Here is a 13,860-nt window from a genome sequence, read left to right as displayed (position 1 = left end):
TGTCGCGCAGGAATCCTCAAAATCTTTAGCCGGCGAGCGCCCCCAACGCAGTGACGACGACAAAAAGCCCGCCCACGGGAATTAACAGCCATCGGGCCTGAAATACGCTGTTGTCCATGCGGAACCTCCTGAAGAAGCTCCGGGCCAACCACATGATAAGTCCATGGTTCCGTAATTTCATCCCCCTTGGACCTTTGCGTCGTTCAATCGGACGAAAGGCCTATAAGCGATGGGCCTGAAGTCCCTTCCTTACCCGACTGAAGCCCCAGAGCAGGAACGTGGCTTGTTAGGCGGCGTTGGAGAACGAGTGGGCTCATGCGGAGCCTCACAAGCGAGATAAGAACAAGAGGAGACACCATGAAGGCCTTTATGAAACACACGCTCGCGATCGCCCTTTTGGCCGGATCAACGCTTTCGGTCATGCCGGCAATCGCGCAAGCTCAGCAAAGCCAGGGCGGCACGGGTGCTGCTCCGATCCTTCCCCGCCAGGGTTCCGGCACTCAGGGTTCATCTGGCACGACGGCGCCACAGGGCGGCACGGCGGGCCAATCTCAGTCGCAGTCCCAGGATATGGGCGCCACGACACAGAGGCCCTCAGACTCTGGAACCGCCAGCGGCCAGAATGCTCAGAGCCAGGAGGCTAATCCCCAGTTGAAGCCGAAGGGCGAAAGTGCGGGCCAGGAAAAACCGGCTGACGCCATGAATGCGGAAAGCGGCGATCCAAAGAAGCCGCGCAGCGACGATACCGCGCAGCAGAAGCCCGCAGGCGAGACCGGTCAGACGCAGGATTCGAACCAGGCAGCGACGAGCGCTCCCTCGAACGAGACCACCGGCAGCATTAACGTTTCGACGGAACAGAAGACAGAAATTCGCAGCATTCTCGTCGAGAACAAGGTCGAGCCCGTAGATATCGACATCAACGTGAGTGTCGGCGTCGCCGTACCCGAAACGGTGGAATTCCACCCGTTGCCGCCGCGGATCGTTGAAATCGTACCTGCCTATCGCGGCTACGAATACTTCGTGCTTGCCGACGGCCGGATCATCATCGTCGAGCCGAAGACCCATGAGGTTGTCTACATTCTGGCTGGTTGATGCCCATCTGGAGGACCGCAACCATGAGTGACCGCGAACCTACAGTGATCGGAGATAGCGGCAGCGGTTGGACGGTTGCTGCCATCTTGCTGATCGTCGTCATCGTCGGCGGATTCATTTTGTATGCGAGCGGTTATCTCGGAGACCGAGACGTCAATATCGATGTGAGCCTGCCGAAAGTCCAGGCACTTGAACCAGTCACGAAATAGGCATGACCATCCCGGAATGCTGCCCAAGACAGCCATTCCCAAACGCCCGAAGGAGAATTGTCATGAATACCAAGATCATCGTTCTTTCTGCAATGGCCCTTGGCATGTTGGCTCCGGCCGCTTCCGCTCAGCAGAGCACGGTCAACGGTGCAGCAGGCGGGGCCGTTACCGGCGCCATCGTTGGCGGGCCGGTCGGTGCCGCAGTCGGCGGCGTTGTCGGCGCCATCGCCGGCACTGCAATCGACCCGCCGCCGCAGCGCGTTGTCAGCTACGTCGAACAGGCCCCGCTTCCGGCCGACCCGATCGTCGTGGAAGAAAGGATCGTGGTCGGCAAGCCGGTCCCATCGGCCGTCGTGCTGACGCCGATTCCGGAGGCTCCGCAATACGCCTATGCGGTCGTCAACCAGCAGCGGGTGATCGTCGATCCCCAGACCCGCACCGTCGTCCAGATCGTCCGCTAGCAGCGATTTTATTATGTAACGATCATTAAAGAGGGGCCCCAGTGGCCCCTCTTCGCCGTTCAAATTCAGCGCCGGATGCTATTGCGTGGTGCCGGCGTCGCCGGTCCCGCTGACGTCCGAAAGCCGCACGAACTCGAACCCTCTGCCCTTGAGTGCAAGAAGCGCATGCGAAACACCTTCGCCGGCTGCGTGGGTTGGCTGGTTGATGTGGGCAAGTATCACGTCGCCATCCCTTGCCGCCGCAATACGCCTCTGGGCGGTGCCGGCATCCAACAGGGACCCGCCATCGCCATTCAACGAATAGCCGGCGATCCGATATCCCATGGCCCGGATCTGCCGTATTGCGGAAAGATCGTATTTTGCCGTCGAGCCGCGAAACCAATGGGGTTGGGCAAAGCCGGCCGCCAGTATCGCCTCCGCTCCACCAGCCACTTCCTGCCGGACGCCTTCCGGCGAACCGGCAGCCGCAATGCCATAGATGGAAATTGCTACATCCACTGCCGGCACATGGTTTTGGCCATGATTTTCCAGTTCGAAGAGATCGGGATTTTGCAGGAAAATGGTCACTGTCTGCGGGTTTTTCTTGATCCAGCGGGCCGTGACGAAAATCGTCGCCGGAATTCTCTCGCGCACAAGAACCGAGAGTATCCGTTCGTCCGCCTCCCCCATGCAAGCGTCGAACGTCAATGCCACCCTGGGCCGGGCCGCGTTGCCGGTACCCTCCACGCGCAGGTGGGGCTCGATCAATTTCGGCCTTTGCGGCCCATTTAGCTGGCCGGGCAGATTTTCGGCGCTCGCAGCAAAGGCCACCAGCGCAAAGAACGCGGAGAAGGAAAGGAAGCGCATGAGATACCGAAGGTGAGATGGTTCTCGTTAACGCCAAATTCCGAAAATCTCCATGCGACCAACTGACCCGGCAGAAAAAAGGCCGGTCCAAGCCGGCCTTTCGCAACGAAGTCCTTATTCCTCAGCAGTCGCTGGCCTGGCCGTTGGTATTGGCACCAGCTTCGCCGGCGGAAGTCGAAGCACTGCCTGTCGCATCCGTCGAAGCAGAACCTTGAGCCTGAATGTTAGGCGCGCAATTGGTGCGCTTATCCATCGTCGCACCGCCGCTTGCGCTACCGCCAGTCGTGCTGTTGGTCGTATTCGGATCCAATACCCGATTGGTATCGTCGCTGCCTTGCTGCTGCTGTGAACCGGCACCAAGGTTTGCCCCGCCGGTTCCCGATTGAGCAAACGCGCTGGTGGCCAGGCCGAGGGAGAGAACGGTTGCAGTAACAAGTTTGAAATTCATTGGGATTCCTCCGTGAAAAACCGGCTGGGCCGGTAGGTTTGTTTGCCTACACGGCCCCAACCCAACACAATGGAGGAAGTTCCAGTTAAAATTTCCGTGTTCTTCGGGAACCTCAGAACCGGACGGCTGCCAGTCGGTGCTGCAGAGACCGAAGATCCTCGGCCTTGCGAGAAGCCAGGCCTCTCTCCCAGGCGATCGCCGTCTCGACGATGAGATCCAGTTTGTCATGACGCGGCGTCCAGTCGAGCAGCCGGCGCGCCAATGTCGAATTGGCGACCACGCTCGCCGCATCCCCGGGACGGCGGGGGCCAAAGCGAATTTCAAATTTCCGGCCACCGATCCGCATCACGGTCTGCAGGACTTCCAGGACCGAATAACCGCGACCATATCCGCAATTGGCGATCAGGGGCTCGCCGCCACGGCGCAAATAGCTGAGTGCCTTCAGATGCGCATCCACCAGATCGGAAACGTGAATATAGTCGCGGATACCGGTACCATCGGGCGTCGGATAATCCGTCCCGTAAACATCAACGCCGCGCCGCTTTCCAAGCCCTGCCTCGCAGGCGATCTTGATGAGATGCGTCGCCCCGTCGGTCGACAGCCCTGTCCGCCTAAGCGGATCCGCGCCGGCAACGTTGAAATAGCGAAGAGCCACGAACCGGAAATCATGAGCCATGGCGGCATCCCGGAGCATCATCTCGGACATCAGCTTGGATTGGCCGTAGGGATTTTTCGGCTGCAAAGAGGCGCTTTCGAGCACCGGGGCGTCGTCCTTCTGATCTCCGTAAACGGCGGCCGTGGATGAAAAGACGAAATGACGAATGCCGGCTTCGATCGCGGCGGCCGCGAGCAATCGCGTGTTTCCGGTGTTGTTTTCGTAATAATCCAATGGCTGGGCGACGGACTGCGGTACGACGATGGAGCCCGCGAAATGCAAGATGGCGTCGATGTGGTTTTCCGCAAAGATCTGCTGGAGGATCGAACGATCACCGACATCGCCGAGATAAAAGCGTGCCTCACCGGGAACCGCCCAGCGAAAGCCTGTCGAAAGCCTGTCGAGGACAACGACCTCCTCCCCGGCATCAAGCAAAGCCCAAGCCATGTGGCTGCCGATGTAACCTGCACCGCCTGTTACCAGAACTGCCATGCTATTCTTCCCTGCCTTTTGTCTTGGCAGGAGAAAAACACGGGCTCGCTTCAGCAATGCTTACCCGATGGGACGTGCGCCGGGTTTATCTCGCATCAGGGCAAACCTACTCTTGAGCAAACCGTTCGAATTTTATCGATTCATCTCAAATCGGCTCAGAGCCGGATGATATATTCCGCGAGACGCCCGGCAGCCTCTGAGATTTGCTGCGCGTCGCGCAGGAAGCAGGCGCGCAGGAAAAGCTCTCCTCCCTCGCCGAATGCGGAACCCGGTGCAAGTGCTACGCCGATCTTGTCGACGATATCGAGCGCGGCCCTGCGGCTGTCGGTAATTCCGTCCACCTTCACGAAAGCATATAGGGCGCCCTCCGGTTTTAAGGTCTCAACCCGATTGGTCGCGATCAAAGCATCGCAGAGGATGTCGCGCGCCTTTGTCGCCCGGCCGATATTTTCCTGGACGAAGTCATCACCTTGGTTGAGAGCCACGACTGCTCCGCGTTGCATGAATTGCGCCACGCCGGAATTCGAATACTGCACCAGGTTCTCGATCACCTGACCCATTTCAGGCGGAGCCACCAGCCAACCGATGCGCCAACCCGTCATCGACCAATTCTTTGAGAAGGAATTGGCGAAGATGATCCGGTCTCCCTCCTCCATGATGTCGAGGAAGGAAGGAGCCCGGGGCGCGCCGCCGTAATAATAACGCGCGTAGATTTCATCGGCGATGATCCAGAGGCCGTGCCTGCGCGCGAGCGCCAGGATGTTCTTCAAATCGTCGAGGGTGGCTGTCCATCCCGTTGGATTGGAAGGCGTGTTGATGAAGAGACCTTTGGTCTTCGGTGTAATCTTCGCTTCAAGCTTGGCGAGGTCGAGCGACCAGCGCCCGCCGATGAAATCAAGCGGAAGCCCGATCGAACGGGCACCGGAAATGTCGATTGCCGAGATGATGTTCGGCCAGGTCGGCGACAGATAGATCATCTCATCCCCGGGGGAGGTGATGGCCTGTACCGCCAGCATGATCGCGTGCATGCCCGACCCGGTCACATAGAAATGTTCGACCGGGAGGCTGACGGCGAAATGCCGGGTGTAATAGTCGGACAGCGCCTGACGGAGTTCCGGAATGCCCCTCTGCCAGGTGTAGAACGTCTCGCCGGCCAACAGCGCGTCGGCTGCCGCCCGGTTGACGAAGTCCGGGCTTGGCAAATCCCCTTCACCTGCCCAAAGCGGAATCAGGCCCTCGCGGCCACGGGCATGGTTGATGATTTCGACGATCCCGCTTTCAGGCGCGGAGACGGCACGGGGGCTGAGGCTGGCAATGATCGACATGAAATTTTCCTGCGTGTTTCCTTTGTGTAACTCAGGAAGGCCTGAAAATCCCATGATAATCCGTGCGCCAGCAATCGATTCCGCTGATGATTGCCGAACGTGATCAAAGGATCATTTCGACTGAAGAATGTCTCTGATCTCAGTCAAAAGCTGAACATCAGCCGGTGGCGGAGCGGCTTCGGCCGGTTTCTTCTCCTCCATCATGCGCATCCTGTTCACCGCCTTGACCATCAGGAAAATGATCCAGGCCAGAATGAGGAAATTGATGAACACGGTGATAAAGCTGCCATAGGCGAAAACGGCACCTTGTTCGCGGGCCTGAGCAAGTGTCGGCGCGGTGACGGTGCTCGAGAGGGGCAGGAAATAATTGGAAAAATCGAATCCGCCTCCGGTAACAGCGCCAACGATCGGCATGACGATGTCGTTTACAAGAGAGTTTACGATTCCGGTGAAGGCCCCGCCGATGATGATGCCGACCGCGAGGTCAATCACATTGCCCTTGGCGACGAAAGAACGGAACTCGCTGATCATTGACATTTCTGTACCCCCGGCTTGTCAGGTTTCGCTCCCGCCCAAGATAGCGCGTTCGGCGGGCCGGAAAAGACGAAAATTTCCGGACCCGCGAAGCTGACCCTCTATTGGACTTTTTGCCGAGAGCGCCGCGATTTCCAACCGCATGCTTTTCCCCTAATGTTCAAGCTGCCGCAATTCTTTGCGGGGAGGAACGATGCTTCCAGGCTGGATCATATTGGCTGCGGCTTTCGCCTATGTGCTGCTGCTGTTTGCGGTGGCAAGTTATGGCGACCGGCGAAGCCGTGTGTTCGGCGTACCGAAGAACGGCCGGCCCGTGGTGTATGCGCTGAGCCTTGCCATTTATTGCACGTCCTGGACCTATTTCGGCGGCGTCGGACTGGCCTCGCAGCGAGGATTGGAATTCACCGGGATCTATATAGGCCCGATCCTCGCCTTTACCCTCGGAATGCCGGTGCTTAGGCGGATCGTCGACCTGGCAAAGGCCGAGAAGCTGACTTCGGTCGCGGATTTCATCGCCGCCCGCTATGGCAAGAACTCCACCGTCGCGATGATCGTTGCATTCATCGCGCTTGTCGGTGCGGTTCCTTATATCGCCCTGCAGCTCAAGGCCGTGTCGAGTTCAGTTGCCGCCGTGGTCAATCCATCCGACTACGGCATCGGCAGCGGCAATCTCTATTTCATCGACCTCGCGCTGATCGTGACGCTGCTGATGGCCTGCTTTGCGGTAATGTTCGGCACACGGCATACCGATGCGACGGAACATCAGGACGGGCTGATCCTGGCGGTTGCGATGGAATCCGTCGTGAAGCTGGCGGCTTTTGTCACCGTCGGGCTTTCCGTTCTGTTCGTGCTGTTCGATGGCCCCGCCGACCTGCTTGCCAAGGCGTCCGACAATCTGCTTGTCCAGTCGGCCCTCGCCTACGAGACGCCGCTCAGCCGCTGGCTGATCCTGATCGGGTTGTCTGCTTTCGCGATCATCCTGCTGCCGCGGCAATTCCATGTGACGGTGGTCGAGAACCGCACCACGCGCGAACGCAAGGTCGCCGGCACGCTGCTGCCCCTCTATCTCATCGCCATCAATCTTTTCGTCCTGCCGGCGGCAATGGCAGGCCTCGTTACCTTCGGCGGTATCGGCGATCCCGACCTCTATGTCCTCACGCTGCCGCTCACGGGCGAACTGCAGGTCGTCTCGCTGATCGCCTTCATCGGGGGGTTTTCCGCCGCGACTGCGATGGTGATCGTCGAATCCGTCGCCCTGTCGATCATGGTGTCGAACGACATCATCATTCCGATCTTTCTCCGACAGCGCCTGATGGCCGCCCGTTCCGGCCAGCGCATGGATTTTACGAGAACACTCCTTAACATCCGGCGGCTGGCAATCTTCGTGGTGTTGTTTCTCGGCTATGGCTACTACCGCATGGCCGACAGCCAGTCGGGCCTTGCGTCGATCGGACTACTTGCCTTCGCGGCAATCGCTCAGGTCGCGCCTGCCCTGTTTGGCGGCCTGGTCTGGCGGCGTGCCAATGCCCGCGGCGCCATCCTCGGCATGTCCTTCGGCTTCCTCGCCTGGGCCTATCTGCTCTTTGTCCCGAGCCTTGGCGGCCCGGACAATTCCTACGTGGCTGCAGCAATCCTGAACTTCATCTTTCCGGGTACCACGATATTTGCCGGCCCGGAAACCGACCCGCTCGTCAATGCGACGATCTTCAGCCTGTCTTTGAACACGCTCGCCTTCCTTCTCGGTTCTTTGTCGCGCAATCCGCGGCCGGTCGAGCGAATCCAGGCGGGAATCTTCGTCAAAAGGCATCTGCGCTCGCAGTTCGCCACACGCGGATGGAAAACCCGCGTCAGCGTCGGTGATCTGAAGGCCGCCATCGCCCGCTATCTCGGCGAGGAGCGCATGCACCGCTCCTTCTCGAACTATGAAAGAACCGCCGGCCGAACCTTCAGCGACGAACAACCTGCCGATATGGCGATGATCCATTTTTCCGAGCAGTTGCTCGGCAGCGCGATCGGCTCCTCCTCCGCAAGGCTTGTCTTGTCGCTGATCCTGCAGAAGGCGGAAGACACCAATGCAGACACGGCCTGGCTGCTCGATCAGGCCAGCGAGGCGCTGCAATACAATCAAGACATGCTGCAGACGGCGCTGTCGCAGATGGATCAGGGTATCGCCGTCTTCGACAATTCCGAGAGGCTCACCATCTGGAACCGCCGGTTCCGCAATCTTCTCGATCTGCCCGAACAGGTTGGCCAGGTGGGTTATCCCCTTGCAGATATCGTCGCGATCCTTTCCGAGCGGGGCGATATCGTCGCCACAGAGCAGGCGGAAGTGATCCGCCACTTCCATACGCTGGATGCGCCGTTTTCCCTGGTGCTTGCCGGCGGCGAACGAATCATCGAAGTCCGCTCCAACGCCATGCCGGACAAGGGAATAGTCGCCACCTTCACGGATATTTCCGAACGCGTCGCGGCCGACAAGGCACTCAAACAGGCCAATGAGACGCTGGAGCAGCGCGTTGGCGAACGCACGGCCGAACTCACCCGCGTCAATCACGAACTCGCCGAGGCCCGCGCCTCCGCCGACGAAGCGAATATCGGCAAGACCCGTTTCTTCGCCGCCGCGGGTCACGACATTCTTCAGCCTCTCAATGCTGCCCGCCTCTATTCTTCGGCCCTCGTGGAACGCCTCGGCGGCTCCGATGCCGACAGTACACTGGTGCGCAACATCGACTCCGCACTCGAATCCGTCGAGACAATTCTCGGTGCGGTTCTGGATATCTCGCGGCTGGATACGGGTGCAATGAAGCCGCGCTTCACGTCCGTCCCGCTCGACGATCTCCTGAAGCGGATCGAAACCGACTATGCGCCCATGGCGCGCGAGAAAAAGCTGGAATTCGTGGTCATGCCCACGTCGCTTCGGGTTCGGTCGGACGCCAATCTGCTGCGCCGTCTGGTGCAGAACCTCGTCTCCAATGCGATCAAATATACGATCGACGGCAAAGTGCTGATCGGCGCCCGACGGCGCGGCGATAAGGTGATCATAGAAATCTTCGATTCCGGCATTGGCATTCCTTCGTCAAAATTCCGCACCGTCTTCAAGGAGTTCGCCCGTCTCGATGAAGGCGCCCGAACCGCGGCGGGCCTCGGCCTTGGTCTCTCGATCGTCGATCGGATTTCCCGTGTCCTCAGCCATCCGGTCCAGCTCTCGTCGACCCCCGGGCGCGGGACGCGCTTCCGAGTGGAGATGCCGATCGACCTTTCCGTACCGCAGGCATCACGGACCGGCGATCAGCCGGAACGACGTCACCGGTCGCAGCCGCTCAACGGGCTCCGCGTCCTTTGCATCGACAACGAGCCGAGGATCCTCGAGGGCATGGCTCTGCTGATCAGCGGCTGGGGCTGCACGGTGGGTCAGGCGGACTCGATTGCCGCGCTCGACGAAATCATCGCCCGCCGCGAGCCTCCGCCGGAGATCATCATCGCCGACTACCATCTCGACGATGGAAACGGCATCGACGCAATCCTTAAATTGCGGGGGGAATATCAGGCGGCCATCCCGGCCCTGATCATTACGGCCGATCGTACGCCGGAAGTCCGCGCCGAGGCTGAGCGACACGAGATAGCCGTGCAGCACAAGCCGGTCCGCCCGGCTGCCATGCGAGCCTATCTTACCCAGGTTGCAAGCATCAAACGGATTGCCGCCGAATAGTCAGGCCCGCAGTCAATCTCGCGTTCATCGCAGGGTCATCACGCATTGTTTAGGATATATCCGGTCTAAGCGTTCGTTTCGGCTGGAACTGTCCGGCTTTTTATGACGTTTAGGCGCGTGACATCCTGGCCCGCAGAGGCCTTACGGACCCAGAGGCGCAAGCCATCGGGACCGGCAGAGACGGAGACCGCGACCGATGAAACGCTTTGATATTATTGATGGTATGCGAGGATATTTCCTCGTTTTCATGGTTCTGAACCACCTGATCTTCGCCGGCGGCTATTTCCTGGTCAAGATCAATCACAATCAGCTCGCTTTCGTGGAAGATGCTCAGGGCTTCGTCTTCCTGTCGGGTCTGCTGATCGGCATGGTCTATGCCAAGAAAATGATCAAGAACGGTTATGCGGCCGGCCGCGCGGCAATCTACAACCGCGCCTTCGAGCTCTATCGCTATGCTATGGGCATCGTGCTGGTTGTACTGGTCGCACAGATGCTGCTGCCTGGGGCATACACCATCTGGTTCAACTGGTTGGGCTACACTAACTTCGATGATCCGCTTCGTCTCGCGGCGATTGCGGCCTTTTTCTATCAGCCGACCTTTATGGATATCCTGCCGCAATACATCGTCTACATGCTGTTTGCGCCCATGCTTGTGAAGCTCGTGCTGGAAGACAAGTGGCATTACGTCATCGCCGGTTCCGTGATGCTCTGGATGGCCGCCCAGCTAGGCCTGCAGCAAATCGTGACCACGCCTGTCCACGACATGATCATGGGGGCGGACGAACAGGGCATTCGCGCGTCGTTCAATCTGCTCGGCTGGCAGATCGTCTTTTATACTGCGCTGGTGCTGGGTGCACTCACCTCCGCAGGCAAAATCGACTGGAAGAAGATCCTCTCCCCGGAGAACACCTTCATACCGAAGGCTGCGCTGCTGATGGTGCTTTTCTTCCTGCCGCTTCGCCTCATCACCGCGCATGAGTTGATGCCGCCGCACATGATCGGCAAGTTCGCCTCGATGGAAATCCGTGCCGACTTTGGCCCAGTCTATCTGCTGAACTTCGCTGCCATGGCGATGTTGGTTACCTGGCTGATCGTTGCGGGGCCGAAGCACAAGGCCGCATGGGTACGCCGCATCGCTTCCGCGATCACCTGGGTCTTCTCGCTGAAGTATCTGCAGCTGCTCGGCCGCCACTCGCTCTATGTCTATGTGTGGCACGTCGCGATCGTCTACTTCGTCTACTATTTCGACGGACGTTCGCCGGAACTCAACGAGATCACCAAGACGGCAATCGCGCTGGTTTCGATCGGCCTGCTGTCGCTTCCCGCGCTCTGGCGCGAACGCGACAAGCTGTTTGGCGCAACACCGGCTCCGCAACCGGTGAAGGCCCAGCAGTCGCAAACAGCTCGGCCGCAGCAGATGGTACTTCGGTAAGGGAAATTCCCCGAGACAAGGCATAACGAGGCGGCTACCTGCCGCCTCGTTTCGTTCAAAGGCTGCCGGCAGGCAGACGAGAGGGTCAAGCGACAGAACGCGCCTTCCCCCTCATCCGTACCTTCGAGCCACTTTTTCCCCGAAGGGCGAAGGGAAGATCAGGTCACCGCCCCGACCTGCCACGGCACGAATTCGTTGTCGCCGTAGTCGTAGATTTCGCTGAGCGTCTTCTTTCCCGACGCAACCGCGATCACATCCTCGAAAATCCGCCTACCCGCCTCCTCGATCGTCTCGTCGCCGGTGACGATCCGGCCGCAGTTCAAGTCCATATCCTCCTTCATGTGTTCGTACATTTCGGAGTTGGTGGCAATCTTGATGCACGGCGCCGGCTTGAAGCCCGAGACCGAGCCGCGGCCGGTGGTGAAACAGATGACATTGCAGCCGCCTGCTACCTGCCCGGTGACGGCGACCGGATCGTAACCGGGCGTATCCATGAAGACGAAGCCCTGGTCCGTCACGGTCTCGGCAAACTCGTAAACCGCCTTCAGCGGCATGGAGCCACCCTTGGCGACTGCACCGAGCGATTTTTCGAGGATCGTGGTCAGTCCACCGAGCTTGTTGCCGTGGGAAGGGTTGTTGTTCAGCTCGTCGCCGTTGCGGGCCGTATAGTCCCGCCACCAGTCGATACGCTGCAGCAGTTTCTTGGCCACATCAGGCGTTACGGCACGACGGGTCAGCAGATGCTCGGCACCATAGATTTCCGGCGTCTCGGAAAGCACCGTCGTGCCACCGTTGCGGACGATGAGATCGGAGGCGTAGCCGAGCGCGGGATTGGCGGAGATACCGGAATAGCCATCGGAGCCGCCGCATTCGAGCGCCAGCTTCAACTTCGACAACGGCTGCGGCGTGCGCTTTGCGGCGTTCACGCCCGGCAGCATTTCCTTGATGATGGCGATCGCGGCATCGATCGTCTTCTTGGTGCCGCCATGCTGCTGGATCGTCATGGTGCGGAGGCGGTCGCCCTCTTCCATCCGGTAATGTTCGAGGATCGGCGCGATCTGGTTCGTCTCACAACCGAGGCCGATCATCAGGATGCCGCCAAAATTCGGATGCTTGGCATAACCCTGGATGGTGCGGATGAGCAGCCGATAGCCTTCCGACTTGGTGTTGAGTGCGCAGCCGCCGCCATGGGTGAGCGCCACGACCCCATCGACATTCGGAAAGCCGTCCAGGCCTCCCATGCGATTGAAGTAGTCGGCGATGTAACGCGACACGGTGGCGGAACAGTTCACGGACGAGATGATGCCGATGAAGTTTCGCGTTCCCGCTCCGCCGAAGCCGCGGTCATAACCAAGGAACGTACGCCGCTCCGCTTCCGGCAGCATTCCTTTTTCCTCGATATCGACGCTGAACTGATATTCGTGTTCCGACGGGAGCATGGCGAGGTTATGCAGATGGACATGGCTGCCAGGCGCAATATCCTGCGTGGCGACCCCGATCACCTGCCCGTATTTCTTCACCTCCTGGCCGGCTGGGATGGCCTTGATCGCCACCTTGTGGCCGCGACCGATCAGTTCGCGTGCGACCAGATCCCCATAGCCCGTAGCCCCCCCGGCGGGCATGGGCTTCCGCGCCACACCGACATCGTCGACCGGGTTCAGGATGATGATTGGCGAAACCGCCTCGTTCATGTCTTGCTCCTCCCAAGGCGCTGCTTCAGCGGGCCTCGTTATTCATCCACCGCTGTTTCGATTCCTCCAGATGCGCATGCATCATGGCCTGGGCGAGCAGCGGATTGCGCGCTTCCAGGGCGGCGTAAATTGCTTCATGTTCGGCAAGCGCCGAACTCCAGGTTTCAGGCGTCTCGTAGCGCACCCGAATTTGAGCCGAAAGCGGACTGTGCCGCTCGTCAAAGAGATCGCCGACAATGTGGGCGAGCACCGAATTTCCCGACTGATTGGCAATCGTCAGATGAAACAAACGATCAAGGTCGAGCGGTTTTCGTCCCTCGGCAATTTCCGCCTGCATCTGGTCCAGCGTCTGGCGCAGCGACTTCAGCCCTTCCACGGTGATCTTCGAGGCAGCTAGCACGATGACCGCCCCTTCCACGGCGGCGCGGGCCTGCATCAGCTCCAGCGGGCTTTCGCCCATGGAGCCCGCCTGCCACTGCCGCCGATCCGGCTCAGCCGTGACATAAATGCCTGATCCCATGCGGATTTCGACGCTTCCGTCGATTTCAAGCGCAATCAGGGCTTCACGTAAGGAGGGCCTGGACACCCCGAGCTGCTGCGCGAGATCACGTTCCGCAGGAAGTCTCGTGCCGATCGGAAAATGCCCGCCCTGAATGAGCGATCGGATCTGATCAGCAATTTGCTGATACAGCCGACGCGGCTCCGCTGCCTTGATGAATCCGTTCATGGTTTGGCGATCCTAAGAATGCGGCCTTACCATAACTGCCGAAACCGCGGAGAGCAAGGAGCAAATCAGATCATTGAAATTTCAGGATTTTTCTAGATGTTCCACTGTACTCGCCTGCAGGAACAGCCCTCTTTCGTATTAAGAGGTAAAAATTGGCTTGACCAGTTTTAGATGCGGGTTTACGCATTAAAGAAGTCCTCGGGAGGAGCCGAGGGGATATCGGGCTGCAATAGCCTGGG

Annotated in this window: 12 protein-coding genes; 5 read left to right on the top strand and 7 right to left on the bottom strand. The window is 59.4% G+C overall.

The features are described 5' to 3' along the window. The first annotated feature begins 357 nt into the window (after positions 1–357). From EDE09_RS01400 to EDE09_RS01390, 3 genes are all read left to right on the top strand, one after another. Positions 358–1,092, top strand: a complete 735-nt coding sequence (locus EDE09_RS01400; RefSeq protein WP_245422739.1) for a DUF1236 domain-containing protein — start codon at positions 358–360, stop codon at positions 1,090–1,092. A gap of 23 nt (positions 1,093–1,115) precedes the next feature. Continuing rightward, a complete protein-coding gene (locus EDE09_RS01395; RefSeq protein ID WP_105370591.1) occupies positions 1,116–1,301 on the top strand; it encodes a hypothetical protein in 186 nt (61 codons plus the stop codon). A 62-nt stretch (positions 1,302–1,363) separates the two neighbouring features. Continuing rightward, a complete protein-coding gene (locus EDE09_RS01390) occupies positions 1,364–1,762 on the top strand; it encodes a DUF1236 domain-containing protein (RefSeq protein ID WP_105370590.1) in 399 nt (132 codons plus the stop codon). Between the two features lie 78 nt (positions 1,763–1,840). Here the strand turns inward: EDE09_RS01390 and EDE09_RS01385 are convergent, their stop codons facing one another. The 5 genes from EDE09_RS01385 to mscL form a co-directional block, all read right to left on the bottom strand. Further along, positions 1,841–2,608 carry a polysaccharide deacetylase family protein gene (locus EDE09_RS01385; RefSeq protein WP_132408479.1) on the bottom strand — a complete coding sequence of 256 codons (768 nt, stop codon included), beginning with the start codon at positions 2,606–2,608 and terminating at the stop codon, positions 1,841–1,843. Positions 2,609–2,729: 121 nt separating this feature from the next. Next, positions 2,730–3,056 carry a hypothetical protein gene (locus EDE09_RS01380; protein ID WP_207914799.1) on the bottom strand — a complete coding sequence of 109 codons (327 nt, stop codon included), beginning with the start codon at positions 3,054–3,056 and terminating at the stop codon, positions 2,730–2,732. 112 nt (positions 3,057–3,168) lie between these two features. Continuing rightward, positions 3,169–4,203, bottom strand: a complete 1,035-nt coding sequence (gene galE / locus EDE09_RS01375; RefSeq protein ID WP_105370588.1) for a UDP-glucose 4-epimerase GalE — start codon at positions 4,201–4,203, stop codon at positions 3,169–3,171. A gap of 155 nt (positions 4,204–4,358) precedes the next feature. Further along, positions 4,359–5,528 (bottom strand): pyridoxal phosphate-dependent aminotransferase, encoded by a 1,170-nt coding sequence (locus tag EDE09_RS01370; RefSeq protein WP_105370587.1) that lies wholly within the window; start codon positions 5,526–5,528, stop codon positions 4,359–4,361. A 111-nt stretch (positions 5,529–5,639) separates the two neighbouring features. Next, positions 5,640–6,059 (bottom strand): large conductance mechanosensitive channel protein MscL, encoded by a 420-nt coding sequence (gene mscL, locus EDE09_RS01365; protein WP_105370586.1) that lies wholly within the window; start codon positions 6,057–6,059, stop codon positions 5,640–5,642. A 196-nt stretch (positions 6,060–6,255) separates the two neighbouring features. Here mscL and EDE09_RS01360 point away from each other — a divergent pair, with 196 nt between their 5' ends. Together EDE09_RS01360 and opgC are read left to right on the top strand one after the other, a co-directional pair. Beyond that, positions 6,256–9,771 carry a PAS domain-containing hybrid sensor histidine kinase/response regulator gene (locus EDE09_RS01360; RefSeq protein WP_105370585.1) on the top strand — a complete coding sequence of 1,172 codons (3,516 nt, stop codon included), beginning with the start codon at positions 6,256–6,258 and terminating at the stop codon, positions 9,769–9,771. Positions 9,772–9,967: 196 nt separating this feature from the next. Beyond that, positions 9,968–11,203 carry an OpgC domain-containing protein gene (opgC, locus tag EDE09_RS01355; RefSeq protein WP_105370584.1) on the top strand — a complete coding sequence of 412 codons (1,236 nt, stop codon included), beginning with the start codon at positions 9,968–9,970 and terminating at the stop codon, positions 11,201–11,203. A gap of 158 nt (positions 11,204–11,361) precedes the next feature. On the opposite strand, the gene EDE09_RS01350 is transcribed toward opgC, so the two are convergent. Together EDE09_RS01350 and EDE09_RS01345 are read right to left on the bottom strand one after the other, a co-directional pair. Further along, entirely contained in the window at positions 11,362–12,894 is a 1,533-nt protein-coding gene (locus EDE09_RS01350; protein WP_105370583.1) for an altronate dehydratase family protein, read from the bottom strand. Between the two features lie 25 nt (positions 12,895–12,919). After that, a complete protein-coding gene (locus tag EDE09_RS01345) occupies positions 12,920–13,621 on the bottom strand; it encodes a FadR/GntR family transcriptional regulator (protein ID WP_105370582.1) in 702 nt (233 codons plus the stop codon). Positions 13,622–13,860 lie beyond the last annotated feature (239 nt).

Origin of the sequence: Neorhizobium sp. S3-V5DH (assembly GCF_004343065.1) — a bacterium.
Lineage (GTDB): Bacteria > Pseudomonadota > Alphaproteobacteria > Rhizobiales > Rhizobiaceae > Neorhizobium > Neorhizobium huautlense.
This window is presented reverse-complemented; position numbering and strand designations above follow the sequence as displayed.

What these genes read in the sequence shown, in the direction of transcription:
- EDE09_RS01360 (WP_105370585.1), top strand. Translation starts at nt 6,256, where the DNA reads ATGCTTCCAGGCTGGATCATATTGGCTGCGGCTTTCGCCTATGTGCTG.
- EDE09_RS01370 (WP_105370587.1), bottom strand. Translation starts at nt 5,528, where the DNA reads ATGTCGATCATTGCCAGCCTCAGCCCCCGTGCCGTCTCCGCGCCTGAA.
- EDE09_RS01400 (WP_245422739.1), top strand. Translation starts at nt 358, where the DNA reads ATGAAGGCCTTTATGAAACACACGCTCGCGATCGCCCTTTTGGCCGGA.
- EDE09_RS01390 (WP_105370590.1), top strand. Translation starts at nt 1,364, where the DNA reads ATGAATACCAAGATCATCGTTCTTTCTGCAATGGCCCTTGGCATGTTG.
- galE (WP_105370588.1), bottom strand. Translation starts at nt 4,203, where the DNA reads ATGGCAGTTCTGGTAACAGGCGGTGCAGGTTACATCGGCAGCCACATG.
- mscL (WP_105370586.1), bottom strand. Translation starts at nt 6,059, where the DNA reads ATGATCAGCGAGTTCCGTTCTTTCGTCGCCAAGGGCAATGTGATTGAC.
- EDE09_RS01395 (WP_105370591.1), top strand. Translation starts at nt 1,116, where the DNA reads ATGAGTGACCGCGAACCTACAGTGATCGGAGATAGCGGCAGCGGTTGG.
- opgC (WP_105370584.1), top strand. Translation starts at nt 9,968, where the DNA reads ATGAAACGCTTTGATATTATTGATGGTATGCGAGGATATTTCCTCGTT.
- EDE09_RS01385 (WP_132408479.1), bottom strand. Translation starts at nt 2,608, where the DNA reads ATGCGCTTCCTTTCCTTCTCCGCGTTCTTTGCGCTGGTGGCCTTTGCT.
- EDE09_RS01350 (WP_105370583.1), bottom strand. Translation starts at nt 12,894, where the DNA reads ATGAACGAGGCGGTTTCGCCAATCATCATCCTGAACCCGGTCGACGAT.
- EDE09_RS01345 (WP_105370582.1), bottom strand. Translation starts at nt 13,621, where the DNA reads ATGAACGGATTCATCAAGGCAGCGGAGCCGCGTCGGCTGTATCAGCAA.
- EDE09_RS01380 (WP_207914799.1), bottom strand. Translation starts at nt 3,056, where the DNA reads ATGAATTTCAAACTTGTTACTGCAACCGTTCTCTCCCTCGGCCTGGCC.